We start from the raw sequence: 26,922 nt of genomic DNA, 5'->3' as shown, positions 1-26,922 counted from the left end.
AGAACTTGACCGCCTCCCCGGTGTGTTTCAGTAAGCAAAACAACTAAGAGGGCGGAGAACATCAAACCCATGAGCCAGATTTTCCTTGGCCTCGCCGGCAATGGCGAGAAGCAATATCTCGACCTTGGCAGAGCCAACCGGCACGGCCTGATTGCAGGCGCGACCGGCACCGGTAAGACTGTGACCTTGCAGGGTATGGCGGAAAGCTTCTCTGCGCATGGCGTTCCGGTCTTTGTCGCAGACGTCAAAGGCGATCTGTCCGGTGTTGGCATGCCCGGTTCGCCGACGTTCAAGCATGCGGACAAGCTTGAAGGACGCGCCAAGGAACTCGGCATGGATGACTATGGCTATTCCGACAATCCTGTCGTGTTCTGGGACCTTTATGGTGAGCAAGGCCATCCGATCCGTACGACGGTGTCGGAAATGGGTCCGCTGCTGCTTGCGCGTTTGCTCGATCTGAACGACACGCAGGAAGGCGTGCTGCAAATTGTCTTCCGCCACGCAGACGACAACGGCCTGTTGCTGCTCGACTTTGAAGACTTGCAAGCTGTTTTGGTCTGGGCAGCAGAGAATGCGAAGGAACTCTCAGGCAAATACGGCAACGTCTCCAAGCAATCGGTTGGCGCAATCCAGCGCCAGCTGCTGAGCTTTGAGTCGCAAGGCGCAAACCTGTTCTTCGGCGAGCCCGCGCTGGAAATCGATGACTTCTTGAAGTCAGACGAGCAAGGGCGGGGCATCGTCAATGTGCTCGCGGCTGACAAACTCATGCGTAGCCCCAAGCTCTATGCGACGTTCCTTTTGTGGCTGCTGGCTGAGCTGTTTGAAAGCCTGCCGGAAGTGGGCGATCCGGAAAAGCCCAAGCTCGTGTTCTTCTTCGATGAAGCCCACTTGCTGTTTGATGATGCGCCCAAAGCGCTTGAAGAGAAGATCGAGCAGGTCGTTCGCCTGATCCGGTCCAAGGGCGTTGGCGTGTTCTTCGTGACACAAAATCCGATTGATATTCCCGAAGAGGTCGCGGGCCAACTGGGCAACCGCGTACAGCATGCTTTGCGTGCTTTTACCCCTCGAGATCAACGCGCTATCAAGGCGGCAGCCGAGACATTTCGCATCAATCCTGACCTCGATGTCGAAAAAGCGATCACAGAGCTGAAGGTCGGTGAAGCGCTGGTTTCGACGCTGGACGACGATGGCGCGCCGACTGTTGTCCAGCGCACGCTGATCAAACCGCCACGTTCACGCCTTGGGCCTGTCACGAAGAAAGAACGCGCTATTATTCAGTCAATTAGCCCAGTCGAAGGCAAATATGACGAGCGCGTTGATAGAGAGAGCGCAGAGGAAGTTCTCGCTCAAAAAGCAGCAGATGCTGCCGAGACGGCCGAGGAAGTTGCTGAGAAAGGCGAAGAAGAAGTCGGCAAGCGTTCACGCAAGACCAAGAGCATGTGGGAAAAGGCCTTGTCGCGCGGCACCAAGGTGGCGGCTGGCTCCATGGCCGGTGCGGCTGCGGCAGCTGTGCTCGGCAAGAAAAGCCGCGCCAACCCGATGAAGTCAGGCGTAACTTCAGCGGTAGGCTCCATTGCGACCGATCTAGCAGGGCCAGTTGCGGGACGCTTTGTCAGGAATTTGATCGGCGGTTTAATGCGCTAGGCTCTCGGCCGAGCATTTGAGCCGCGGATTCAAGCCGGAATTCTGATGTCCGCTCTCAAGCCGCCTTCAGCGCGGTTTGAGAGAGACAGCGTACCGCCGTGTAACTCAGCCACCGCACGCGCTAGCGTAAGCCCTAGCCCTGCACCACCGGTGGCACGGCTTCGGCTTTCTTCCCCGCGAGCAAATGGCTCAAGCAAGCTTTCAATCCGGTCTTCGGCGATACCGGGGCCATTGTCTTCGACCCGGAAGATCACGCGGCCATCACCTTGCAGGACTTCTACGTCTGCCGTGCCGGCATAGCGCAAGGCATTGCCGATTAGGTTGCGGAGCGCTCGCCTGAGCCATGTGACGCGCACAGATGCGACAATGCGATCGCCCTCAGCGAGCGCCACCGGCTGGCCCAAATCTTCATATTCGGCCACCAATGATGCGGCGAGGGCCGTGCAGTCGGTGGGTTCAGCCGGCTCATTGGCGCGGCCGACGCGGGCGAGGTTGAGAATGTCGTCGAGCGACGTGGTGAGCTCTTCAATACTCTGCACCATTTTCGTCCGTTGTGCTTCGTCAGGTACGCTCTCAATCCGCACGCGCAGGGCGGCGAGCGGTGTCTTCAAGTCATGTCCAATGGCGCCCAGCATAACGTCCTTTTCATCGAGCAAGGATGAAATGCGTTCTTCCATAGCATTATGCGCCGCAATGAGTCGGCGCATGTCGGCGGGACCTTCCTCTGCAAGAATCTGCGTGTCACCTGGACGCTGCGCGAAGTCGTCAACCCGTGTGGTGAGCTGCGCAAGCGGGCGAGTGAGCCGCCGCAATGCGAAATAGAGCGCTGCGAACAGGATCGCGAAAATAACCAGTGTCTGCACTATGATCCCGCCTATGACGCCGTGATCGCGGCGCGGCTCTGGCACTCGGATGACTTGCCAACGGCCAAGCTCGGGTCGTTCAATCGCAGCCACGATCAGTCGGCGATCTTGCCAGTTCTCAATACTGAAGCGAGGAAAGCGCGCGATACGTTCGCGGATGAATTCATCGTCCGCCGCACGCACCCGTGTCACTGCGATAATGCCTGGCGCAATGCCCTGTTCTTCGAGGACTTGGCGCAATGGCTCTTCAAAACGAGTCAGACGTCGATTGGGAGCAATAGAAGGCGTATCCACGCGACGCTCGATTGGCAAGCGGAAGCGCCCACCTTGAGCAGCCAGTTCCCGGGCTGCACGTCGTGCCTCTGGCCTGGCGCGAAGCCTGTCTGCGCGCGGTGTCTCGCGGGCCATCACGACGCGTAAGGCGACCGCGTTTACCAGCGCTTCGGATCGGCGCTCTTCATTGGCCCTGAACAGCAAGGTGACGGTTATGACCTGCGCGATCAGCAATCCAAGCGCGAGCAGGAGCATGACCTGGCCAAGCAGGCTTTGAGGCAGCAGTCGTTTCAAGCCGAGGCATCCGGGCGAATGCGGGTGACGTCAGCGGCAAAGCGATAGCCGCCTCCGCGCACCGTCAGGATCAATTGCGGGTTCTTGGTGTCCGCTTCGATTTTGCGCCGCAACCGGCTCACCTGATTGTCGACTGCGCGGTCGAACAGATGAGCTTCGCGGCCCTGCACCATATCCAGCAAGCGATCTCGGTCGAGCACTTGATTGGGATGATCAAGGAAGGCGCAAAGCATTCGAAACTCAGCCGTAGAGATCGGGACAGAGACACCTTCGGGATCGCTTAGATGCTGTTTGAGCGGATCAAGGCGCCAGCCTTCGAACTGGTAATGCGCGTGCTCTTCCACGACACGCGAGGCAGACACATCGCGCCGCGCGCGCCGCAATACGCTGCGGATGCGGGCAACAAGCTCGCGGGGTTCGAACGGCTTCACGACATAATCGTCAGCCCCCATTTCAAGACCTACGATCCGGTCGGTGGATTCTCCACGCGCAGTGATGAGAATCACCGGCAAGTCACGCGTCTCAACCAGGTGGCGCGTCAGCGAAAGTCCATCTTCACCTGGCATCATGATGTCGGCAAGGACGAGGTCGGGCTTTAACTCCAGCAGCAGACCGCGCGCTTTCGCGGCGCTATCTGCTTCGTGGACGGCAAAGCCCTGACCTGAGAGATACTCTGCGAGCGGTTCTCTCAAGCTGGGCTCATCATCAACAAGCAGGATGGTATCGGTGTGAGTGTCAGACATCGCGATGTGTTGTGCCGTAATGCCAAGCGGGGCTCAAGCAGGGAGAGAGCTTGAGCCCCAACAGGCTGATCGGTGGATCAATTGGTGGCCTTATGAGCCTTGCCCACGACGCTCCATCCGGCGCTCGCCGCGGCGGCTTTGGCGGGCCTCTTTGGCAGCTTCGCGTTCATCGGCGGTGATTGAGCCAGAACCGTCAGTGTCCATGCGGGTAAAGCGTGCTTCCATCGCGGCGTCGAACTCTGCGCGGCTGATCGCTTCATCACCGTTGGTGTCCGCCTGACGCAGCATTGCCATCGGTCCGCCGCGCCCGCCGCGCATGCCTTTCCCGCCGCGCTGGCCGCGTGCTTCCCGCGCTGCGGCAAATTCGGCTTCGGAAATGCCGCCACTGCCGTCGGTATCAAGCCGTGCGAACATCGCTTCTGCACGGCCTTCGCGGCGCTCTGCCCGCTTGGCTTCGCGTGCTTCACGAGCTGACTGCATTTCAGCTTGGGTCACTTCGCCGCTACCGTCGGCATCCATTTGGACAAAGCGTTCAGCCTGCTTGGCCTCGCGGTCTTCAGCGTTCAGTACGCCGTCGCCGTTGGCATCCATGCGGTCGAACATCCGGGCGCCATGGGTCGAGGCTTCTTCAAGCGTCACAACGCCATCGCCATCGAGATCAGGGTTGCCGCGCATGCTGTGATTGTGTGCAACGGCAGCTCCTGCGCCGATCAAAGCCAGCGCGGCTACAGAGAGAGTAAGGGTACGTTTCTTCATGTCTTAGCTCCAAGTGAGTATCGAATGAGCAGCAGCGCCGGACCCAAGTGGGTGAGGGGGACTGGAGGGACCCGGGTGCGGGCCACTGCTCTTGGAACTAAGTTCTAAGCATCGCCTGTCGCAGGATTATGCCGTGATGCTCATGAATTGTCGCGAATTGTATCAGGCTAACATGCCTATTAATCGACCGGAAATGCGCTTCGTTCGCGCATCTCAGTGCCTTCTCCCGATGTAATGAACAGCGCAGTTGCCTGCGCATCGACATCCGCGATGTGCCAGACCTTGGGTGGGTTGATCGCATATTCGCCAGCGGCGAGATGAAGGGTCTCACGTCGGCCATCGGGAAATTCCTGAGTCAGCGTCATGCTACCTTCGATACACAGCACAACCTCTTCACCGTTGGGATGCATTTCCCAGGTTGACCAACCTTCGCTGAACGAATGGAGCGAGACCAGTCTACCTTCTGCTCCATCCTTGCCATGTTCAGCGCCATAACGCTCATACCAGTTCATGCCGTCAAATTCGGGCAGGGGAATGGCGCGTGCGCCAAGGCCCAAGTGGATGAAACTGTCTTCAAGACGCCGGACACCGGACATGTCAGCCAGCGCCTGTCATGCAGAAAACATTGAGCTTGTTGCCATCCGGATCTCGGAAATAGCCTGCATAGAAGCCGTCGTCCCCGCGCGGGCCCGGAGCACCTTCATCCGAACCGCCGTTAGCGAGCGCAACATCATAAACCGCTTGCACCTTTTCTGGATTGCCTACTTGCAAGGCAACCATTGTGCCGTTGCCGACGGTTGCGGGCTGTTCGTCAAACGGCTTGGTTGCAGCGACACCGGGTGCGCCGCCCATTGCACCCCAGGCGATAAACGTATCGAATTCCATCATCCGGCCAACGCCGAATTCCTTCGCGATCGCATCATAGAAAGTGGCTGCACGCGGCAAATCATTCGTGCCCAAAGTTACGTAACCAATCATTGCAGAATCTCCTTTATCGACTCGGGCCGAGCGGGAACATTACGTGAACATACGGAGTTCTACAAGCGCGCCATGCAAGTCCTTCAAAGCGGGGCACATTCCTGTTCGAGCCACGCCAGATCATCGCCGGAAAGTTGCGGTGCCAGGAGTTCGCGTACCTGAACGTGATAGTTATCAACCCATGCGATTTCGTCCGCTGTCAGGAGGCTTTTTTCGATCAAACGACGGTCCAGCGGCACGAAAGTCAGCGTTTCAAAACCGAAGTAATCGTCTTCCGCGCCGTCAATTGCGCGCGGCTCGATCAGAACAAGGTTCTCGATCCGGATGCCGAAATGGCCTTGCTTATAGTAGCCCGGTTCGTTGGAGAGGATCATTCCCGCCATCAGCTCCTGATCCGTGCCCGCTTGACCGCCCGCAGGCTTCGAGATGCGCTGCGGACCTTCATGCACAGCGAGGAAGCTGCCGACGCCGTGGCCTGTGCCGTGGGCAAAGTCTACGCCTGCCTGCCAAAGGAACTGCCGTGCGAAGCTATCGAGCTGGCTGCCGGCAGTGCCGCGCGGGAAGATCGCCTGTGCAATCGCAATATGCCCTTTGAGCACGCGCGTATTGCGGTCTTTCATCTCCGCAGTCGGCTCGCCAGGACCAATCCAGACTGTGCGTGTGATGTCGGTGGTCCCGTCAGCATATTGCCCGCCTGAATCGACCAGATAGATGCTGGAAGGCGGAATCGGAATATTGCTGTCTTCGTCCACGCGGTAATGCGGCAAAGCGGCATGTGGCCCTGCTGCAGAGATCGTATCGAAAGAAAGATCGCGCAAATCGCCATGCTCTTCGCGGAAGGCCTTGAGTTTCGCGGCGGCAGCCAGTTCGTCCACTTCGCCAGAGGGGCCTTCGCGCTGAAGCCAATGCAGGAAGCGCGTGACCGCTGCGCCATCGCGCGCTTGCGCATCGCGGTGGCCCTGTTGTTCGACCGAATTCTTGATCGCTTTCGGCAGGATCGTCGGGCAGCGATTGAAGCTCACTGTCGCGCCTGCACTTTCCAGCAGCTGCGGGATGGCAGCGACTCCGTAGTCGGGATCAACCGTCACGGTTTTGCCTGAAAGCTCAGCAAGCGCGCTTGAGAATTCACTGCGGTCGCGGATCGTGATGGCATTCCCGAGATGCTGCTTGAGTTCAGGTGTGACCTTTTCAGGCGCAATGAACAGCTCTGCCGTGCCGTCATCCTTCGCAACAACATAAGACAAAGAGACTGGCGTATGGTCTACATCAGCGCCGCGAATGTTGAGCAGCCATGCGATCGAGTCGAGCGCCGAGACAATGGCTGTGTCGTGCCCTTGGGCTTTGAGCGCATCAGCTATCTGTGCGCGCTTCTCAGCCGATGAACGTCCGGCATGTTTGTCTTCATGGACAAAGGCGATTGCATCGGAGGGGGCGGGTTGGTCCTGCCAAACCGCATCGATGGGATTGGTTTCGACTGGCACCAGCGTGACGCCCGAATTGCCGAGCTGCTTTTCAACCCCACGAACCCATTTGCGCGTGTGCAGCCAGGGATCATAGCCGATCCGCGCGCCTTCGCTCGCTTTGTCAGTCAGCCAAGCGCCGACCGTATCTTGTGGGACAGAACGATACTCATAGAGATTGCCATCCACTTGCTCGCGCACCTGAACAGTGTAGCGTCCGTCAGTGAACATCGCGGCCGTATCCGCCAGCACCACCGCGTTTCCTGCGCTGCCGCCGAATCCGGTTAGCCATGCGAGCCGCTGGGCATAAGCGCCGACATATTCGCTTACATGTTCGTCGCTGATCGGCACGACAAATCCATCAAGCTCTTGCCGCTTCAATTCCTTGCGGAGCGCATCCAGCCGCGCTTCATGGGTTTGCATCAGCATCTTGTCGATTCCTGCCTTGGCGCGCAGTGTCTTGCCGCGCGATGGTGAATGTTTATGTAGACACACATAGGCCGCTTGCGGCTGGCTTTCCAGTCAGCGCGCTATCGCCAATTTGAGGACCCTCAACCATGAAACCCGTCAAACTGACCTCTCTTTCGCTTGCTGCTTGCCTTACTGCCCTGTCAGCGAGCCCGGCATTGGCGGATGACCACAAGGACAACACAACAGTGAGCCAAACGGCCCCGACTGCACCTCCCGTCGCTGAAAAGCGCGAACACAGTTACACTCACCACGGGATCACGATCTCTGATCCGTATAACTGGCTGAAAGACCAGTCTTATCCGACCATCGATGATGAAGATGTGCTGGATTATCTCAAAGCCGAGAACGCCTGGTTTGAAGCGCAGATGGAACCTCACAAGGCGCTGACGGATGAGCTGTTTGCCGAGATGCGCGCGCGCATCAAGGAAGATGACAGCTCAGTGCCGCAAAAGGATGGCGACTACCTCTATTGGGTCGAATTCGAAGAGGGCGCGCAATATCGCAAGCATTATCGCAAGCCAGTGACGGGCGGCGAACCGCAGTTGATGCTGGACGAGAACGAGCTTGCGGAAGGTCTCGAATATTTCCGCTTGGGCGCGATGTCTGTGAGCGATAGCGGTCGCTATCTCGCCTATTCTTACGACGATAACGGTTCAGAGCGCTTTACAGCGCGGATCAAGGATCTGGAAACGGGCGAACTGCTTGACGATGTGATCCCAGAGACATTGTCCGGCCTTAACTGGGTCGCGAACGACACCATGCTTGTTTACGGCAAGGCGAATGCCAACTGGCGCGTAGACAATGTCCGCTTGCACAAGGTTGGGACCTCTTCCGACCAAGATGTCGAGATCTATAAAGAGGACGATATTACTTTTGCTGTCCGGGCTGGACTGTCCGCGCAGGATGACTGGTTGATCATCGCGACCGGCGACAATGAGACGACTGAAGTGCGGCTGGTTCGTGCTGATGACCCGACCGGCGAGCAAATCCTTATCAGCCCGCGCCAAAAAGGGCGGGAATATTCCGTCGATGTGCGCGGTGACGAGCTGTTCATCTGGACCAATGACGATCACATCAACTTCCGCTTGGCTAAAGCCTCGCTCGATAATCCGAGTGAATGGGAAACAGTGCTCGCAGGCTCGAACGAGTTTTATCTCACCGGTTTTGAGCTGTTCAAGGACTTCTTCGTTACCGAAGGGCGTTTGAACGGTCTCGATCAGATCCAGATCCGTTCCTATGACGCGCCGCTGGAAGCCAAACCCATTTCCTTCCCCGAAGCGAGCTACAACACTGGCTTGTCGAACAATCCAGAGTATGACCAAGCCAAGCTGCGGCTCGCATATGAAAGCATGGTCACGCCGGATTCGGTCTATGATTATGACGTCGCGACCGGATCGCTCGAGCTCTTGAAGCAGCAGGAAATCCCGAGCGGTTATGATGCATCGCTTTACACGACCGAGCGTCTGGAAATCGAAGCGCGCGACGGCACAATGGTTCCGGTCAGCGTTGTCTATCGCAAGGACCGCGAAATGGGCGGACCGCTGCATCTCTATGCCTATGGCGCTTATGGCTATGCTGTACCGCCGAGCTTCTCGACCACGCGCCTCAGCTTGATTGATCGCGGCTTTGCTTATGCCATCGCGCATATTCGCGGCGGCGATGATCTTGGCCGGCGCTGGTACCTGCAGGGTAAAATGAACGAGCGGACCAACACCTTCAACGACTTCGTCGATGTCGGCCGCGGGCTCGTTGCCAAAGGCTACACCGCTGAAGGCAAGGTTACGGCATCTGGCGGTTCTGCTGGCGGCGAGCTGATGGGCGCCGTCATCAATCAGGACCCCAAGCTGTTCGGCGCAGTCGCATCGCATGTGCCTTTTGTCGATGTGCTGAACACTATGCTCGATGACAGCTTGCCGCTCACTCCGGGCGAATGGCAGGAATGGGGCAACCCAATCGAGAGCAAGCAGGCCTTTGCTTATATCCTCAGCTACTCGCCTTACGATCAGGTGACTGCGCAGGATTATCCGCCGCTGCTGGTTACTGCCGGTCTTAATGATCCGCGCGTCACCTATTGGGAGCCAGCGAAATGGGTCGCCAAGCTGCGCGATGTGAAGACTGACGACAATACGCTGCTTCTCAAGACCAATATGGGTGCAGGCCATGGCGGCAAGTCCGGCCGTTGGAACTCGCTTTATGAAACAGCGGAAGAATTCACTTTCTTTCTCTGGCAGATGGGCATGACCGACACGCAGGACGGCGAGTGACGGGACGCTTCACGCGCTCCTTCACCGCTGAACCGCACCACATTGACGAGCTCGGTCACGTCAACAATGCGGTGTGGGTGCAATGGATTCAGGAACTCGCCGGTGCGCACTGGGATGCAGCGGCGAGACCTGATGATGTCGCACAATTCATCTGGGTCGTCGTCCGGCATGAGATCGACTATCGCGGCAATATTGTAGCGGGTGAAAGTGTGAAGGCGGAGACCTGGATCGACGGCGCACCAAAGGGTGCAAAGTCCGATCGCCGGGTCGATTTCCGCCATGCGGGCGGCAAAGTGATTGTCTCTGCCCGCACGACTTGGGCGATGCTGGACAAGGAAACGCAGCGGCTTGTAAGGGTGCGGCCAGAAGTGGTCGCCCCGTTCCAGTTACAAGAGCCTCAATGACAAACACATCCAGCCCGCTGTTCCAGCCTTTGGCGCTGCCAAACGGCAGCACGCTTCCCAACCGCATCTGCAAAGCGGCGATGGAAGAAAACCTCGCGGTTCAGCCTGGCCAATATCCGGGGCAGAAGCTCTTTGCGCTCTATCGCCAATGGGCAGAGGGCGGCACAGGGCTGCTCTTGTCCGGCAATGTCATGGTCGATCCGTCCGCGCTGACTGGCCCCGGCGGAGTGGTGCTGGAGAAAGGCACGGACCTCACGCCGTTCCGCGAATGGGCGCAAATTGGCAAGTCAAGCGGCGGTCAATTCTGGCTTCAGATCAGCCATCCGGGGCGCCAGCTCTACAAGAGCCTTGGCGAGACAGCTGTGTCTCCATCCGGCGTCGAACTCAACCTTGGCAAATTTTCCAAACTCTTCGCGCCGGTGCGCGCGCTCGATGAAGGTGAAATCCGAAAAATCATCACGCGCTTTGCAGATACAGCAGAGCTGGCACAGGAAGCAGGCTTTGATGGCGTCCAGATTCACGGTGCGCATGGCTATCTTGTCAGCCAGTTTCTTTCCCCGCTTACGAACAAGCGCGATGATGAATGGGGTGGGGGCCTAGAAAACCGCGCGCGCTTCCTGCTGGAAATCGTGACGGCTGTGCGTCAGCGCGTGAAACTGAGCTTCGGCGTTGGCCTCAAGCTGAACTCGGCAGACTTCCAGCGCGGCGGTTTTGCCTTTGAGGATGCCAAGCAAGTTGTCGAATGGCTCAACGGCCATGGGCTCGATTTCGTCGAGCTATCAGGTGGCAGCTATGAAAGCCCCGCCATGCAAGGCAATCCTGACGATGCGAGCGGCGGCGCTGCCAGTTCGACAGTTCAGCGCGAAGCCTATTTCATCGATTTTGCACGCCAGATCGCGGCTGTTGCTGATATGCCGATCATGGTCACAGGCGGCATTACCAAGTTCGAAACGGCAGAGGCCGCGATTGCTAAAGACGTGAACGGCTTTGGTGTCGAACTTCTCGGCATTGCGCGCGCACTGGCCGCCGACCCGCATTTGACGAAGCACTGGCAGGAAGGGCTCAATCAGCAGGTTGGTTTGCCCGAGGCGGGTTTCTCCAGCGCGACGCTCAAGGGGCTTGCGACGATGGCGCTGACCAAAGCCCAGCTGGAGCGGATGGCGAAAGGAAAGACGCCGGGTGATGGCGGCTCAGCGACCTTGGCTTTGGTCGCGGACCAGTATCGCGCCGCCAAGCGAGCCAAGGCTTACCGCGCTTGGCGCGCGGCTGGCTGATTTGCGTCGCTGGCTATTTCAGCACTTCACCGAGAACTTCCATCTGGGCCTTCAAGCCAAGCTGGTTGATATTCTGGATTTCGATGCCCGGGTGTGCATTCACTTCGATAATGAGCGGCCCGTCATTGACGTCGAGTACGATATCTGAACCGGAATAACCAAGCCCGATTGCCGGACCGCATTTGCTGGCGAGCTCCAGCACGCGATCCCAGCCCGGTATTTCAAACCCGATCAGATTGACGCCTGTGTCGGGATGATGCGTGATGGGCGTACCTTTGACTAGCGCGCGGGTGATGCGCCCTGTTTCAAGCGAAACGCCGGCGCCAATCGCGCGCTGGTGCAAATTGGCTTTGCCGTCAGACTCATTGGTGGGAAGGCGAACCATTGCCATGAGAGGCTCGTCTTTCAGGCAGATCACGCGCAGATCGGGCAAGCCTTCCGGCACCAGGTCTGCAAGAGCTGGGTCAGCGCGAATGAGCGGCTCAATCAATGCCGCATCTTCTGCTGTTGCGTCACCAGAAAACCCGCCATCGACAACCTTGCGGATGTGGTTGAGGACGTAGTCCTCATCCATCGGCATGCCTGAGCCTTTGTACCAGATGTCACCTTCGCGCCGCACAGCGAGCAGAATGCCATCGCCTTGCGAGCCGCGCGCCGGCTTGATCGCCCAGCTGTCAGGCATGTCACGAGTTGGTTTGAAAGCCATCAATTTCTGGTGATCATCGATGACGGCAACAGTGCCGGTACAAGCAATTCCTGCTGCCTCCAATGCGACCTTGGCGGCCACTTTGTCGCGTGCACGTTCAATCGCTTTGCGCGGATTGTATTTAGCAATCAGCGCGTTGCGCATATTGATGCCGAGTATCTCATCAAGCGGGCGCGGCGGCGCTCCGCCGGGCCGACGCATTTCCTGCGGTGCTTGAGCGACAATCTCCTGCCTCACACCGCGCTCGACTTGGCTTTCAGCGACGATCTTGCGAATATCGATCCGCATGTCAGACGTCCTCCTTGGAACGGATGATCCAGGCGTTGTGCTTTGCCGGGCGCTCAGACGCGCCAATGCGAGCCGCATCTTGCGCCTCGCGTGCGTTTCTCGGTTGAGGAACGCGCCGTTTTGCTGACGGGTCGAAATCCTCTGGTTTTTCGATCACCCACATGCCGCCGAGCGGTGGGGCACGCTCCTTGGCGAGTTCGGTGGTACTTCGTCCAGCAAGGAAATCCTCGACCTCCTGATCTTCCAGCTCTTGGTCTTCGCGGGCCAGTCGTCGTCGCTCGAGCCATATCGGGGCAAACCGTTTGAGCTCTGTGAGACGCAGCCCGCGATACCGCCCAAGAACCGCGATGGCGATCGCGGTGAACGCCGGCATCAGCAAAGGCGAGGCTTCGATGAAGGCCAAGGCAAGGTTCGACACCATTACGAACTGAATGACGATCGCGATCATGAACGTGTTGAAGGCGATATGCGCAGCCTCTTTCGGGCCGTCCTTCTCCCACTGCTTCCACCAACGTTCGACCACCAATGCGCAAACAACAACCGGGAAGGCATCGACTTGCAGCTGAGTGTCGAGAGCGATCTGCAGGCCGACAAGCACCAACACGATCAGTGAAATCAGTACGCCGAGGAAGCCCACACGTGTCATGCGCAGCTTAAGCAAGCTAGGTGCCAGGATCATTCCGACCAAGACCGATGTGCCAAGCACGATCGGCCCCATCACCGGGCCAATTTGAAGGAAGGCGAGCGCGATGAGCATCGGCGTAAACAGCCCGAAGGCTTTCAAGCCGACAAAGCTGCGGACTAGAACGACGAGGAAAGCGCCCAATGGCAGTACCATCAGGAGGTTTGATGGTTTGAGACCCCAAATGGCGTATGAAGTGGCGGTTCCCTCGAATGTGGAGGGCAGTGCGAAGAAGCTCCCGGTGTTCCAGAAGCCGAGCACGACAAGAATCGCCAGGGCGAGCCCAACGACAAGTCCGATGTAGAAGGGGCGCCTGACTTGTGGAGTCGCGCGCTCCCGTATGCGTTTGAGCTTATTGATCAGCTCAGAAGACATACCCCACCGTCAAAGTGAGGCGGTACCCTTCGCGCTGGCGGGTTGCGAGGTTGCTGTCAGAGAAAATATACTTCGCTTCAGCTTCCACGCGCCAACGCTTTGGCCACCAATGCAATTCAAGTTCGGGGACGATCAAGCGATCCTTGCGCCGATCCCCGTCAGGCGTCAGTCGCCCGTCAAACCGTGTTTCTAATACCTCCAGTGCCGGCCTTATCCGCAGATCGCGGGTAATTGGCCGCGTGTAAGAGACTTTCGCTGACTCGCGGGAATATCCGCATTCAGGATCAGCTGAATCGATCGATTCAGCGCGTAAGTCGAAATTGATGTAATGATAGCGGTCGATCCGGTGGCGATAACCGACATCCACGCGGAGGCCGCTGCCAGTCGTCTGCGGATCAGCGCGATTGTCGTATTCGCGTTCGCGCCACGTGCCACGAACACGAAGGCGATGGGCGCGTACGGGTTCATACGTCACGCGGACAGAGCCCTGGATCTCGTCGGTATCGCTCGATTCTGCGGTAACGAGATCGTCGTAGTATCGCCCGCGAACCTGCACTTCCCAATCGTCGCCGAATTCCTGGTCGACAAGCATTGTGATACGATCACGATTTGTGTCGCGGCGCCCTTCGCCTAAGCGGACCACTTCAATCCGGTCAGCTTCAAGGCGGAAACGCGTATTCTCGTCCTCCAGATCGAGCCCAACTTGGCCGCGAAATGTGAGGGCATCGCCGTTGACGACAATTTGCTCGTCGCGTGTGGCAGTTTCCGCGCTTACCACGCCGATTTCTACCCGAGCATCGGGTTGAAGCGACCATGTACTGATCTGCTGCGCAGCGGCAGGTGAGGAAAAAAGTGCAGCGAAGCCAGCGGCTAACGCGTGCACGATACCTCGGCGCGACCAGCCAAAGGACAATGCGTTAATCATAACACGCGTACGAATACGCAAAGGGGATTTAGAAATTCCTAACCCTGAATTTAAACCACGCTTTTCAGGACATAATCTGGCCGTTGGATGAATCTTATGTGCGGGCAACGACCCCTGAAGTTACCACTTGGTCACGGGGTCTTGCAGGCAGATTTGTACAGCGACCGCGACTAAATCGGATTGCCGTCCTGATCGCGGAAGATCTCACGCCGTCCGACATGGTTTGCGGGGCCAACCAAGCCTTCGCTTTCCATGCGCTCGATCCATTTTGCTGCTGTATTATAGCCGACGCCCATTTGTCGCTGGAGCCATGAACCTGAAGCCTTCTGGTTCTCGATAACGATCTGACAGGCCTGACGATATTTGCGCTCTTCCGGGCTGTCGGATGCGGTGAGCTCATCTTCAAAAGAGAGGCCTCCGCCATCTTCCGGCTCTTCAGTGACCGCGTCGATATATTCAGGTTTGCCTTGCGCGCGCCAAAAGTCGGCTACGCGCTCGACTTCATCATCGGACACAAACGGTCCGTGGACGCGAATAGTCGCGCCAGTGTTGGGTTTGTAGAGCATGTCGCCTTTGCCGAGCAGCTGCTCGGCGCCTTGCTCACCCAGGATAGTCCGGCTGTCGATACGGCTCGTGACTTTGAAGCTGATCCGCGTGGGCAGGTTGGCTTTGATCACACCTGTAATGACGTCCACCGATGGACGCTGCGTTGCCATGATCAGGTGGATGCCCGCGGCGCGCGATTTCTGGCTAAGCCGCTGGATCAAGACTTCGATTTCCTTGCCGACCGTCACCATCAAGTCAGCCAGCTCGTCCACGATCAGAACGATCATCGGTAGTGGTTCGTAGTCGAGCTGCTCTTCTTCGTAGAGCTCTTCGCCAGTATCGGGATCAAATCCGGTGGAAACGCGCCTTCCAAGCGGTTTGCCCTTCGCAGCCGCCGCACGCACCTTGTCATTGAAACTGCCGATATTGCGCGAATTGATCGACGACATCATGCGATAGCGTCGCTCCATTTCCTCGACCGCCCATTTGAGCGCGCGCACGGACTTGTGCGGCTCTGTCACCACCTGAGCGAGAAGGTGGGGAATATCGTCATAACTCTTTAATTCCAGCACCTTAGGATCGATCAGGATCAGACGACACTCCGCTGGCGTGAAGCGATAGAGCAGCGACAGCAAAATCGCGTTGAGGCCAACTGACTTACCCGATCCTGTAGTACCCGCGACCAGCAAGTGCGGCATGGCGGCAAGGTCAGCGACAATTGGTTCGCCCGCGATGTCCTTGCCGAGAATAATCGGGAGCGTGCCCTTGGAAGCAGCAAAGGCCTCGCAAGCGGCAAGCTCCTTGTAAGATACCATCTGCCGGTCGGTATTCGGCAATTCTATGCCCATAACGGTCTTGCCAGGGATCGGGCTGACACGGGCGGAAATGGCAGACATGTTGCGCGCAATGTCTTCAGCAAGGCCCACCACCCGGCTCGCCTTGATACCGGGCGCCGGCTCCAGCTCGTACATCGTCACGACGGGGCCGGTGCGAACCGCAGTGATCTCGCCTTTGACGTTGAAGTCGTCGAGTACGTTCTCAAGCAGCCGCGCATTGCGTTCCAATGCCATCTTGTCGAGTTTCGGAGCCTTGTCGACGGGCGGGTCTGCCAGGAGTTCGAGCGTCGGCAGTTCAAAAGTCGCGAACATGTCGCGCTGTTTTGGCTTGGCTTGCTTGGCAGGCTTGGGCGGTGCTGTCGGGTCGGTGATTTCAGGCGCGCGGCGTGGTGCTGGTTCGGGCCGAGCCTCAGCAGCCTCTTTCTTGCGAACGCGCTTGGCACGTGGTGCAGCGGCCATTGCGTCTTCATCTTCGTCTATAACGCGCTCGCCAAACAGTGGCGCGATCAAGCGGGCGGCAAAGTTGGGCAGGGTCAGTAAGACGCGCCAGTCGATAGCGAAAATGCGCGTTAGGAGACCAACACCTCCAGCAAGGCATAGCGCAGCAAGACCGAGGATGATCCATCCCGATGACCCTTCACCAAAGCGCGCGGCAATAGCTTCAATCGCTGATGCACCCAGAAGTCCGGAGACGCCCCCGGTCTGTGCAGGCAGACTGCCTTGCACACCTTCAAAGGCAAGCGCGAGGACGCTCGACAGCAGCATCATCGCAAGCAGCAGCATGAAGAATGGAGACCACCACCGCGTTTCAGGCGCATCTTCGTCTTCAATATCGCGCCAAAGCCGTCGCGATGCGATGTAAAGCAGCGGCAGCAGCAAAATGCTGGTCAGGCCGAATGCGCTCAGCACTTTGTCCGCAACCCATGCGCCGCTCGCGCCCATCCAGTTCTGGATGTCTGCGCCAGAGGCTGCGGTCGATCCTGAAGGGTCGGTTTGCGTGTAACTGGCGAGCGCCAGCCCCAGGAAGATCATGCCCGCAAACAGCACACCTGCGCCTGTGATTTGCGCAGCACGGCTCATCGAACGCCGAAATGCCGCTCTCCAGTCGGTCGGAGCTTTCTTTTTCGTGTTGATCGCGCGGCTTGCCACAGCGGGTCCTCCTCGTTGGAACACACCATGAATCTTCACGGACTCGGGGTCAAATTGTTTTCGTTCAATTGTTAGGGGGCGGATGGCTTGGCCGCCGCTCAAGAATTCAGCTTAACCCGTCAATCGCGGCCCATCTGGACCAGCAGAGGCGCCATGCGGTGGTCGCGGTCATGCCTCCAAGTGCAATCACGGGCATTCTTGCACGTGCGGCGAGCGTCCGAAATCGGGTTGATCCAAGCATATCCGCTCCCGGATGGCTCCGCGTTGCGAAGACCGGAGAGATCATGACGCAATCCGCGCCATTCGCGTTCGCTTGCGCCACTTCGCGCATATCATGGGCTGTGGCGACATGGATCATATCGCGCCGACGCGGATAAAGCGCTTTGGGCGCGCCATAAATGCCGTCTGCCCCCCATTCTCGTGCCGTAAGCGCGCTATCCGAAAGAATCACCCAATGAGCCATTGATCGGGCGATGCGTCGGAGCTCACGAAATCGCGTGTACCGCTCGGCATCGGTCAAATGATAATGTCGGTACACGAAGGCGGACCCACGGGGCAGCCGTCGCAGAGCCAACTCAAGCCGAGCATTATTGCGCGCATCGGACAACAGCCAGAGATCGGGAAGGGGCTGGAGCTTCGCCATAACAGCGCTATAGCGACGCGCGATGGAAACGCCACTTGAACGCCTCGACGCTGTACATGCGGAGATCGCCAAGGCTTGCAAGGCCTCTCGCCGCAAGCCGCAAGATGTCACGCTCATCGCTGTCAGCAAGACGCATCCGATTGAGCGGATTGATCCACTGTTGGAAGCGAGTCACCGCGTGTTCGGCGAGAACCGTGTTCAGGAAGCGCAGGACAAATGGCCTCAATTGCGCGAGCGCTACCCGGACGTAGAACTCCACGGGATTGGTCAATTGCAATCCAACAAAGCCGAAGATGCTGTCGCATTGTTCGACTGCATTCATGCGCTCGACCGGACGAGCTTGGTCAAAGCGCTCGGCAAAGCGATGGACAGGCTGAACAAGCGGGTGCCGTGCTTCGTGCAGGTCAACATTGGCAGTGAGGAGCAGAAAGGCGGGTGCGCGATCGAGGCCTTGCCCGAACTGCTGTCCGAAGTGCGAAGCGCGGATATTCCGATTGCAGGGCTGATGTGCCTACCCCCTGCTGATATCGAAGCGGCTCCATTCTTCGCTTTGCTGGCGAAGCTGTCGCAAGACAACGGTCTCTCAGGAGATGCTGCCGGGCTCTCAATGGGCATGAGCGGTGATTATGCAACTGCGGTAATGCTCGGCGCGACACATGTTCGGGTCGGCACTGCGCTGTTTGGGGCGCGGAGTTAGAGGGACGCTTGGTATTCTGAGAACTCGGAACAAAAAAGGGCGCCTCCGAAGAGACGCCCTTTCATGTGTTCTGAATAGATCCTGTGGATCAGAATTCAAATGCGGCTTCGACACCGATTTGACGGCCCTTCGACAATGGCGAGAACGTGCCCGCGTTTGGTGAAGGATCGAACGGTGCGTTGACACCGTTGGAGAACGGGCCTCCTCCGAATGGCAGTTGCGTGTCACCGCCAGCCTGCACCTGATCGAGCAGGTTCTTGCCGTAGAGCGACAGGCTCAGACCATCGACAGGCGTGTTCCAAGTGATGTTCGCATCGAGATTGTCAGCCTGCTGAATGAAGCCGAAGTTGTTGTCGGTATACGCAAACTCGTCACGATACTGATAGTTGATCCGTGTGAGGATCTCGCTGGAGCCAAGGTCCAGCTCGTGGATGAGGCCAACGCCCCAGGTCACTTCCGGAACACGTGGCAAGCGCAGATCCAAGTCAGTACCATCGATTACGCCGTCGCCTGAGATGTCGAACAGGATTTCATCATAGTCATCGTCGATGACACCGACATTGGCTGTGAACAGCAATGAATCAGAGAAGCGATAACGAGCTTCCGCTTCAAACCCGAGGATCGTCGCATCAGCAGTGTTGAAGATCGATTGTGCAACACCGGCGCTTTCAGACGCCTGGTTGATTTCACGCTGCATGTTCGAGATCTTCGTCAGGTAAACCGCTGAGTTCAGCGTGAAGCTGCCGTCATCGCTCTCGAACTTGCCGCCAAGCTCGTAGTTGTCGACTTTCTCTTCATCGAACGCGAATGGTCCGTTGACGCCAACAACATCTTCAAATGCAAGCGCGTTGGTGATGCGGAAGTTGTAGCCGCCGCTACGATAGCCGCGTGACCAGTGTGCGTAGATCTGACCGTTGTCGAACTCGACCTGGACACCAAGCTTTGGTGATAGGTTCTTCCAGCTTTCCTTTTCAGTGAAGCCGTTATTTTCTTCGCCACCCGGGAAGACCGGCGATCCGGCAAGTGCAACGCTGGTCGGGTTCACGCCAGAAGTTGGGCAAGTACCGTCAACGACAGAGCAGGGATCGCGTGGACGAACGTAAGTGATCGCTGCGTCCTTCTCTTCGCGGCTCCAGCGGATACCGGCAATGAGGCTGATTGCGTCGGTCAGATAGTACTGACCTGAAGCGAATGCACCAAGCACTTCGTGATCCTGAGCGCCGCCACCATAGAATGCGAGACCAAGCGGAGCGATGCTCGCGATGTCGCGGATCTCAGTGTAGGCGATCGACTGATCGAAATAGAAACCGCCAACAGTCAGGTCGAAGTTGTCGGTCGACACAGCATAGCGGATTTCGTTCGAAATCTGGTCTTGATCGGTTTCAGTGTCGGAGTGGAATACAAATACTGGAAGCGCATCGATGTCGCCGCCAGTGGTTGCTTCGTAGGTCCGGTAGCCAAAGATGTTCGTCAGCGTACCCGGACCGACATCCCACTCGGTTGTGATCGAGCTGGTCCAGATTTCATTGTCATAAAAGCCCGGAAAATCGATCGCGAAATCGAAAGTGTCACGAGAGAACTGGCCGCGGTTTTGCGCCGATGGTCCATCGCCTTCGCTTTCGAAATAGTCGAGCTTACCTGTCACGGTGACGTCGCCAAGGCGAGCTTCCAACGCGCCGCGCAGGATCAGCGTTTCAGCTGCGCCGTGGTTCGAGTTGTCGAACAGGTTGGTGAAGTAACCCTGATCCTCGTTGTAATACGCGCCGACCTTGAAAAGCAGCGTGTCTTCGACGATCGGACCGGAAACGACGCCGGAAACGGTGTAGTTTGAACCACCACGACCGCCATCGAGCCATGGGCCGTCAACAGATGCGCGGAACTTGCCGGTGAGGTAGTCAGTCGGGTTGCCGGTGTTGATGACAACTGCGCCGCCGGTTACGTTGCGGCCGAAAAGAACGCCTTGAGGGCCGCGCAGGATTTCCACGCTCTCAAGATCGAACAAGTCGAACACGACGCCGCCGTTAAAGCCGAGATATACGCCATCGACGAAAACGCCGACGGTCGGATCGATCGACGGGATTGAACTGTTGATGCCCAAGCCACGGATCGAGAAGTTCGCAGTACCACGTGCCGTACCGATCTGGTCGAGCGATACGTTAGGTGCGGAATAGCTGAGAGACTGAATGTCGCGAACCTTCAGTGCTTCAAGGCTTTCCGCATTAAACGCGGTCACAGCCAGAGGAACGTCCTGGACGTTTTCGGCATTCTGCGTTTTCGTGCCGGTCACAACGATTGTGTTGAACGCATCAAGCGCGCTGCCATCTTCTTGGTCAGCGGTTGCTTCCTCAGCAGTATCTTGAGCGTAAGCAGTGAACGGTGCGAGTGCGCAACTTGCAAGAAGCGCAGCGGCGCTGCCGCGCGCGAATTGGGGGAACGTCATTGATTTCTCCTCTCAATGGGGAGGACGCCCATATCAATAGGTTTCTTAAATGCAACCTAATCCGGACAAACGACAATCAGGCTTCTTCGAGCTGTTGCTGAAGTTCATCACTTGCCGCCTGTAGGAGACGCTCTGTGATCTCCTTAAGGCGCTTATCCGACGTGATCTTCTGTCCCATCAGATCAGTCACATAGAATGTATCGGCAGCGCGTTCGCCATAGTGAGTAATATGCGCGGACTGCACGACGAGGTTGGCTTCAAATAGCGCTCTTGCCAAGCGGTTGAGCAGCGCGGTGCGATCGCGTGCGCTCACTTCAATGACAGTGAATCGTCCGGAGGCGTTGTTGTCGAAGCTGACCCTCGGCGCGATATTGAAAGCTCCTGCGCGACTTTTCGGCAGAGGGCGCGCAGCCAATTTCGGGACCAATTCTCCGCGATTGGCAAGAGCATCGGCAATGGCAGTCTTGAGCCGCTCCAGCTGCCGCTCTTCCTTGAACGGTCGGCCATGCGGATCCTGGACCAAGAAGTTGTCGACGGCCCAGCCATTCCTGGCAGTGTGGATCCGGGCGTCGATAATGTTCGCGCCAGCCAAAGCGATCCCACCGGCTATGCGATAGAATAATCCGGGATGGTCGGCAGCGATTACATTGACGAAGGTAGCGCCGCGTTCCTCGTCATATTGGCAGTGGATCGAGAGGCTTTCATCCAGCTCCCGCGCAGCATCATATTGGACGAGATTGAGCGCAATCACATCCTCGCTTTCCGCAATCCAATAAGAGTCAGCGAACAGCTTCCCTACCTTGCCGACAAGGTCAGCGCGTTCGCCGAGCCTTTCGGACACCAGCTGTTTCTTTGCAGTGACCCGTTCCTTGCGGCCATGTTTCATGTGACCCAGGCGCAAGCGTTCTTCGGCTGCATCGAACAATTCGCCAAGCAGCTGGCCTTTCCAGCTGTTCCATGTTCCCGGACCGACTGCGCGAATATCCACGCAAGTGAGGATGGCGAGGTTGCGCAGGCGTTCGAGGCTTTGGACTTCGCCCACGAAGTCTTCGATGGTTTTTGGGTCGGTCAAATCGCGTTTCTGCGCGGTCGAGCTCATCAGGAGATGCTGAAGCACCAGCCATGCGACGAGCTCGGTTTCCTGCTCGTCCAAGCCAAAACGCGGACACAATTCATGCGCGACTTCCGCACCAAGCACGGAATGATCGCCGCCGCGCCCTTTAGCGATATCGTGTAGCAACACAGCGACATAAAGTGCACGGCGCGAGGCGACATGATGGATGTATTTGCTTGCGCGCGGATGGTCGCCTTTGAGCAAGCCCCGCTCAATCTGGCTAAGCAGGCCAATTGCCCGGATGGTGTGCTCATCGACCGTATAGTGGTGATACATATCGAACTGCATTTGAGCGTTGACCTTGCCGAAGTCCGGCACAAAACGGCCAAAGACGCCGGCTTCATTCATCCAGCGCAGCACCATCTCCGGATCGCGCCTACCCGAAAGCAAGTCGATAAACAGGGCATTTGCGCGCGGATCATGGCGAACCTCGTGCTTGATCAAAGCGCTTTCGCGATCAATCTGGCGCATGGTGTCAGGGTGGATTTCAAGCCCTTCGACTTCAGCGATCTGGAAGATTTCGATCAGCCTGACCGGATCCTGCTTGAACCAGTCTTCTCCCGTCGCTTCGATCCTGCCGCCAAAAACGCGATAGCCTTTGACCATGCGAGGCTTCTGGTTCCATGTCGCAAAGAACCCTCGGCGTTCGCGTTTCTTGGCGAGCTGTTCGTCGATATGCGCGAGGAACACGCCAGTCAGGCTGCCGACGCGCTTTACTTGCAGGAAATAGAACTGCATGAAGCGCTCGACAGCGCTTTTGCCTGGACGATCCGCAAAATTCATTCGCGCAGCAACTTCGCGTTGCAGATCGAAGGTCAGCCGGTCTTCCGCGCGGTTGGTGATCATGTGCAAGTGACATCGGACGGCCAGCAGAAAACCTTCCGCGCGTCGGAAGCTGCGATATTCTGTCTTTGTCAGCAATCCGACATCGACCAGTTCTGAGCCGCTTCGGACCTGGTGTATATACTTGCCGATCCAATAAAGAGTCTGAAGGTCGCGCAAGCCGCCTTTGCCGTCTTTAACATTGGGCTCAACGACATAACGACTGTCGCCCATCCGCTTGTGCCGTTCTTCACGTTCAACCAGTTTCTCCGACAAGAACTGGCGCTCTGTACCTTTAGCGACATCACTCCAGAAGCGATTGCGCGCCTCTTCGTAAAGCCCCTCATCACCCCACACGAAACGGCTTTCGAGCAATGCCGTGCGGATGGTCAGATCTTCACGCGCCATCCGCAAGGTGTCTTCGACAGTCCGACTGGAATGACCGACTTTCAGGCCCAAATCCCATAGGAAATAGAGCATCGCCTCAATGACTTGCTCGCACCACGGCGCGCGCTTCATCGGCGTAATGAATGCGATATCTACATCCGAATGCGGGGCCATCTCTGCTCGGCCATATCCACCAACAGCGAGGATCGCGAGCCGCTCTGCTGAGCTGCGATTGGCCACCGGATAGACATGCGCGACCACATGATCGTGGATGATGCGCAGTAATTGATCAACCAGAAATGCCTGCGCGGCGGTGCATTCATATCCGGCGGACGGCTTTTCAGTCAGCCGTTTCGCGATCTCGGCTTTGCCCGCTTCGAGTGCTGAGCGAAGGCTTGCGACAATCTCACCGCGCGCTTTCTCGCCTTTGGATTCGACCAGCGCAGCAATCTCGCCGGCCAGCTTTCGCCGGTCGATGATTGCACGCTGGTTCGAAATCCGCTGGCTGTTCAAGCGCTCGCAAGCTCCTCGCCATAGCGTGCCTTGAGTGCGCGCTTGTCAACTTTCTGAGTGCCTAAGCGCGGCAAAGCTTCGTTGGAGCACACGATGTGCTTCTCAAGCGGGACCTTGAACGGAGCGATATGCTCGAGCAGGAAGCTGCGCAGGTCTTCTGCGCTGAGGTTGCCGCATCCTTCCTTGAGATAGAACACGGCAGCAGGGATCTCGCCCATGCGTTCATCTGCAATGCCGAACACAGAGCATTCCGCGACATCAGGGTGCGCGTAGATCGCTTCCTCGACTTCGATGCAGGAGATATTCTCGCCGCCGCGAATGATGATGTCTTTCTTGCGATCGACGATGAACAGATATCCGTCTTCATCGACATAACCCAAGTCGCCGGTGCGGAAGTAAGCATCGTCCGTGTAAGCGCCTGCAGTGGCTTCTTCATTGCGCCAATAGCCGAGGAAGTTGCAGACCGAACGGATTGATACTTCACCCACATCGCCCTGATCCAGTGGATTGCCGTCATCATCAAGAATAGCGAGGTCAACCAATGGCTTGGAGGCTTGCCCGGTTGAGCCGGGCTTGGCGATGTAGTTCTCGTTTACATTGCCGCAGCCCACGGCATTCGTTTCTGTGAGGCCATAGCCGAGCAGCGGGAAGCCATCTGGAAACGCATCTTTGATGCGCTTGACGTGTTCAGGCGGACGGGGAGAACCGCCGGCGGCGAAGCTCTTGCATTGCGACAGATCGAAGTTGCCGCGTTCGGGATGCATCGCCATTTCATAGCTCATCAGCGGCACGCCAACGAAGTATGTAATCTTTTCCTGATCCATCAATCTCAGCGCTTCATAGGCATCCCATTTGGGCATCAGCACCAGCTTGCGCCCGATTGCAAAGCTTTGAAGAAACAGGGGAACTTCGCCGGTCACGTGGAATAGCGGGACTGCCACCAATGCGCTTGGCTGAACCGTCGGCGCATCGCCGCGCTCGGTCAGGATTTGCAGCATCATGAAGGTCTGCGCGACGTAATTCATCGTGCCGGAGATGACCCCGAGATGATCGCTATATGCCCCCTTCGGATGGCCAGTTGAGCCTGAAGTATACAAGATCGTCGCGAGATCATCCGGGCCCAATTGGCCCAGCATTTTCATCGCAGTGTCACCCGCTTCCCAGATCGGCGCGAGACCGGTTGCTGGATCGCCATGATCGAAGATCACGATCTTGGCCGGGTGGTCGATCCCGTCCAAGCGGGCCGCACGTTGCTCGTCAGCAAGGACCAGTGAGCATTCGCAGAGATCAATGCCGTAAGCGAGCTCTTCACCGGTCCACCAGCCATTGAGCAAAGTCGCACAGCCACCCGCCATGAGTGTGCCCATGTAAGCGAGCATCCAGTTGACGGAATTGCGCGCAGCGATTCCGACCCGGTCGCCTTTCTTCAGGCCCTGCTTTGTGACGAGGCCATGCGCGACATGCGTTGCAGCGTGATAGACCTCGCCAAAGGTCATGCGGATGTCGCCGTCGACCAGGAAGGGCGTGTCATTATGCTCGTTGCAGAAATGCGCGAAGTAATGCGCGAGGCTTGGCGGGGCATTCTTGAAGGCCGGCATTTCCACACCGCGACGGGTCACGGTTGTGGTTTCAAACATCGCGCCTTCGGCGGTGACGGCCGCGGTAAAACGCTCGATATCGCGGTCGAGTTCAGTAGGCATATCTTTTCAGATCCTCTCCACAAGGGTCCTTGCAAAAAACGCGCGGAAATCCACGCGCATGGTGACGGCATGCGACACAGGCTTTCCCCCAAACTCCTGCTATGCCAAAAGGCCGATCCCGATGGGTCGCCGGAAGCGACTGTAGAGACGTCTCTAAAAGGATATCGACTTGCTGTCACTACTTGCTGCAACGGGCGCGATGGAGCCGCTCTATTGGGAAGACTACAGTCTGGGCCCTGCCCTGTTCAGCATTGCCGGGTTCGAGCTGAGATATTACTCGCTCGCTTACCTGATCGGCGTGATCTTCGCTTATTGGCATGTGTCCAAGATGATCAAGCAGCCGGGCGCGCCGATGGCACAGAGGCATGCCGACGATCTCTTTTTCTACGCCACGCTTGGCGTGATTCTCGGCGGACGCATCGGCTATGTCACTTTCTACAAGCCCGAGCTTTGGCTCACGCCAATTGAAGTGCTGAAGGTCTGGGGTGGCGGGATGAGCTTCCACGGCGGACTGATCGGCGTCACGCTGGCGATGATCTGGGTCAGCTGGCGCGGCAAGCTCAATTTCCTGCGGGTGTGCGACTATGTCTCTGTGTCTGTGCCCATGGGCATGTTGTTGGGGCGGCTGGCGAATTTCAACAATGGCGAGCTTTGGGGGCGCCCTGCCGATGTGCCTTGGGCCATGGTGTTTCCGGCCGCAGACGCGCAAGCGCGCCATCCCAGCCAATTGTATCAAGCGGGACTCGAAGGTCTTGCCTTGCTGATTATCCTCATGCTGCTCTTCTGGAAGACCAATGCTCGCTACAAGCCGGGTTTGCTTACCGGTATCTTCATATTAGGCATGGCTGCAGCGCGCTTTTTTAACGAATTTTTCCGGGAACCTGATGTACATCTCAGCGCCTTCGCAGAGAGTTCCGGCTTGTCGATGGGTCAATGGCTAACACTACCGATGTTCTTGATAGGGTTGATTGTCACGCTTTACGCCGTGACGCGCAAGCAGCAGGCACAGACAGCCTAGAGGATGGCGAGGGCGTCTGGCGCCCGCGTCTGAAGCTGCTCGATCCGGAGGATGCGCCTGCGGACGTGGTCGATGCAGTAGGCAATTCGGACAACTTCAAAGTAGAGTTTGCGCTCAGCAAAAAGCCGGTTGACTTGCCGGCCCTCGAAGATGATGCCCCCTTGAAGGCTGAGCCAGAACCTGAGCCAGAACCTGAGCCAGAACCTGAGCCAGAACCTGAGCCAGAACCTGAGCCAGAACCTGAGCCAGAACCTGAGCCAGAACCTGAGCCAGAACCTGAGCCAGAACCTGAGCCAGAACCTGAGCCAGAACCTCAAGCGACCCGCGAGGAAGAGGAGGGTCCGCTTGATGACGATACTGACGCAGAAGAAACCGACGCGATCGACACAGAGGTGGATGCAGACGTCACTCAGGGTGAGGATACCGTCGAGGAAGAGGAAGATGATCTCCCCATCATTCTGACGCCGCCCGATCCTGTGGACGAAAAGGCGCTTCAAGCGCTTGACGCAGAAATTCAGGCGGAATTGCACCCTGAACCCGAGCCGGAGCCTGAACCCGAGCCGGAGCCTGAACCCGAGCCGGAGCCTGAACCCGAGCCGGAGCCTGAACCCGAGCCGGAGCCTGAACCCGAGCCGGAGCCTGAACCCGAGCCGGAGC

General features: G+C 57.7%; 20 protein-coding genes and 1 pseudogene. 7 read left to right on the top strand and 14 right to left on the bottom strand.

The window, feature by feature from the left end; genetic code table 11:
* Positions 1–18 precede the first annotated feature (18 nt).
* Positions 19–1,644 (top strand): annotated as a pseudogene (locus HUO12_RS09885) (helicase HerA-like domain-containing protein); the annotation flags it as partial.
* Positions 1,645–1,673: 29 nt separating this feature from the next.
* On the opposite strand, the gene HUO12_RS09880 reads toward HUO12_RS09885, so the two are convergent.
* From HUO12_RS09880 to HUO12_RS09855, 6 genes are all read right to left on the bottom strand, one after another.
* Positions 1,674–3,074 (bottom strand): sensor histidine kinase, encoded by a 1,401-nt coding sequence (locus HUO12_RS09880; RefSeq protein WP_232367362.1) that lies wholly within the window; start codon positions 3,072–3,074, stop codon positions 1,674–1,676.
* Positions 3,071–3,817 carry a response regulator gene (locus tag HUO12_RS09875; protein ID WP_176273400.1) on the bottom strand — a complete coding sequence of 249 codons (747 nt, stop codon included), beginning with the start codon at positions 3,815–3,817 and terminating at the stop codon, positions 3,071–3,073. Before HUO12_RS09875 ends, HUO12_RS09880 begins: the two co-directional genes overlap by 4 nt.
* 90 nt (positions 3,818–3,907) lie before the next feature.
* Positions 3,908–4,573 carry an EF-hand domain-containing protein gene (locus HUO12_RS09870; RefSeq protein ID WP_176273398.1) on the bottom strand — a complete coding sequence of 222 codons (666 nt, stop codon included), beginning with the start codon at positions 4,571–4,573 and terminating at the stop codon, positions 3,908–3,910.
* A 179-nt stretch (positions 4,574–4,752) separates the two neighbouring features.
* Positions 4,753–5,169: a cupin domain-containing protein gene (locus HUO12_RS09865; protein WP_176273397.1), complete on the bottom strand. Its 417-nt coding sequence runs from the start codon at positions 5,167–5,169 to the stop codon at positions 4,753–4,755.
* Between the two features lies 1 nt (position 5,170).
* Entirely contained in the window at positions 5,171–5,551 is a 381-nt protein-coding gene (locus HUO12_RS09860; RefSeq protein ID WP_176273394.1) for a VOC family protein, read from the bottom strand.
* Between the two features lie 83 nt (positions 5,552–5,634).
* Positions 5,635–7,440: an aminopeptidase P family protein gene (locus HUO12_RS09855; RefSeq protein ID WP_176273392.1), complete on the bottom strand. Its 1,806-nt coding sequence runs from the start codon at positions 7,438–7,440 to the stop codon at positions 5,635–5,637.
* 128 nt (positions 7,441–7,568) lie between these two features.
* On the opposite strand from HUO12_RS09855, the gene HUO12_RS09850 reads away from it, so the two are divergent.
* From HUO12_RS09850 to HUO12_RS09840, 3 genes are read left to right on the top strand one after another with little or no spacing between them, the layout of a single operon-like run.
* Complete coding sequence (locus tag HUO12_RS09850; protein WP_176273391.1) at positions 7,569–9,746, top strand: S9 family peptidase; 2,178 nt, start codon at positions 7,569–7,571, stop codon at positions 9,744–9,746.
* Positions 9,743–10,150 (top strand): acyl-CoA thioesterase, encoded by a 408-nt coding sequence (locus HUO12_RS09845; protein ID WP_176273389.1) that lies wholly within the window; start codon positions 9,743–9,745, stop codon positions 10,148–10,150. The genes HUO12_RS09850 and HUO12_RS09845 overlap by 4 nt, the downstream gene beginning before the upstream one ends.
* Positions 10,147–11,424: an NADH:flavin oxidoreductase/NADH oxidase family protein gene (locus HUO12_RS09840; protein ID WP_176273387.1), complete on the top strand. Its 1,278-nt coding sequence runs from the start codon at positions 10,147–10,149 to the stop codon at positions 11,422–11,424. Before HUO12_RS09845 ends, HUO12_RS09840 begins: the two co-directional genes overlap by 4 nt.
* A 13-nt stretch (positions 11,425–11,437) precedes the next feature.
* On the opposite strand, the gene HUO12_RS09835 is transcribed toward HUO12_RS09840, so the two are convergent.
* The 5 genes from HUO12_RS09835 to HUO12_RS09815 all read right to left on the bottom strand — a co-directional run bounded on the left by HUO12_RS09835 (position 11,438) and on the right by HUO12_RS09815 (position 17,574).
* Entirely contained in the window at positions 11,438–12,418 is a 981-nt protein-coding gene (locus HUO12_RS09835) for a sugar-transfer associated ATP-grasp domain-containing protein (RefSeq protein WP_176273386.1), read from the bottom strand.
* Position 12,419: 1 nt separating this feature from the next.
* Positions 12,420–13,256, bottom strand: coding sequence for a 7TM domain-containing protein (locus HUO12_RS09830; RefSeq protein ID WP_176273384.1), 837 nt, complete (start codon positions 13,254–13,256; stop codon positions 12,420–12,422).
* Between the two features lie 208 nt (positions 13,257–13,464).
* Positions 13,465–14,400, bottom strand: coding sequence for a hypothetical protein (locus HUO12_RS09825; protein WP_176273382.1), 936 nt, complete (start codon positions 14,398–14,400; stop codon positions 13,465–13,467).
* A gap of 170 nt (positions 14,401–14,570) precedes the next feature.
* Complete coding sequence (locus HUO12_RS09820; protein WP_176273381.1) at positions 14,571–16,931, bottom strand: FtsK/SpoIIIE family DNA translocase; 2,361 nt, start codon at positions 16,929–16,931, stop codon at positions 14,571–14,573.
* Positions 16,932–17,037: 106 nt separating this feature from the next.
* Positions 17,038–17,574, bottom strand: coding sequence for a thiamine phosphate synthase (locus HUO12_RS09815; RefSeq protein ID WP_176273379.1), 537 nt, complete (start codon positions 17,572–17,574; stop codon positions 17,038–17,040).
* A 22-nt stretch (positions 17,575–17,596) separates the two neighbouring features.
* Here HUO12_RS09815 and HUO12_RS09810 point away from each other — a divergent pair, with 22 nt between their 5' ends.
* Positions 17,597–18,271, top strand: coding sequence for a YggS family pyridoxal phosphate-dependent enzyme (locus HUO12_RS09810; protein WP_176273378.1), 675 nt, complete (start codon positions 17,597–17,599; stop codon positions 18,269–18,271).
* Between the two features lie 88 nt (positions 18,272–18,359).
* On the opposite strand, the gene HUO12_RS09805 is transcribed toward HUO12_RS09810, so the two are convergent.
* The 3 genes from HUO12_RS09805 to HUO12_RS09795 all read right to left on the bottom strand — a co-directional run bounded on the left by HUO12_RS09805 (position 18,360) and on the right by HUO12_RS09795 (position 25,247).
* Positions 18,360–20,711, bottom strand: a complete 2,352-nt coding sequence (locus tag HUO12_RS09805) for a TonB-dependent receptor (RefSeq protein ID WP_176273377.1) — start codon at positions 20,709–20,711, stop codon at positions 18,360–18,362.
* A 76-nt stretch (positions 20,712–20,787) separates the two neighbouring features.
* Complete coding sequence (locus HUO12_RS09800) at positions 20,788–23,547, bottom strand: [protein-PII] uridylyltransferase (protein ID WP_176273376.1); 2,760 nt, start codon at positions 23,545–23,547, stop codon at positions 20,788–20,790.
* Positions 23,544–25,247 (bottom strand): class I adenylate-forming enzyme family protein, encoded by a 1,704-nt coding sequence (locus HUO12_RS09795; RefSeq protein WP_176273375.1) that lies wholly within the window; start codon positions 25,245–25,247, stop codon positions 23,544–23,546. Before HUO12_RS09795 ends, HUO12_RS09800 begins: the two co-directional genes overlap by 4 nt.
* 169 nt (positions 25,248–25,416) lie before the next feature.
* On the opposite strand from HUO12_RS09795, the gene lgt reads away from it, so the two are divergent.
* Entirely contained in the window at positions 25,417–26,265 is an 849-nt protein-coding gene (lgt, locus tag HUO12_RS09790; protein ID WP_232367361.1) for a prolipoprotein diacylglyceryl transferase, read from the top strand.
* Positions 26,181–26,922, top strand: a 742-nt coding sequence (locus HUO12_RS09785) for a hypothetical protein (RefSeq protein ID WP_217905189.1), incomplete at its 3' end; no start/stop codon positions are given. The genes lgt and HUO12_RS09785, both read left to right, overlap by 85 nt.

Origin of the sequence: Altererythrobacter lutimaris, from assembly GCF_013371495.1 — a bacterium.
Lineage (GTDB): Bacteria > Pseudomonadota > Alphaproteobacteria > Sphingomonadales > Sphingomonadaceae > Erythrobacter > Erythrobacter lutimaris_A.
The sequence above is the reverse complement of the archived record's forward strand: the minus strand, read 5'-3'. Positions and strand labels throughout refer to the sequence as shown.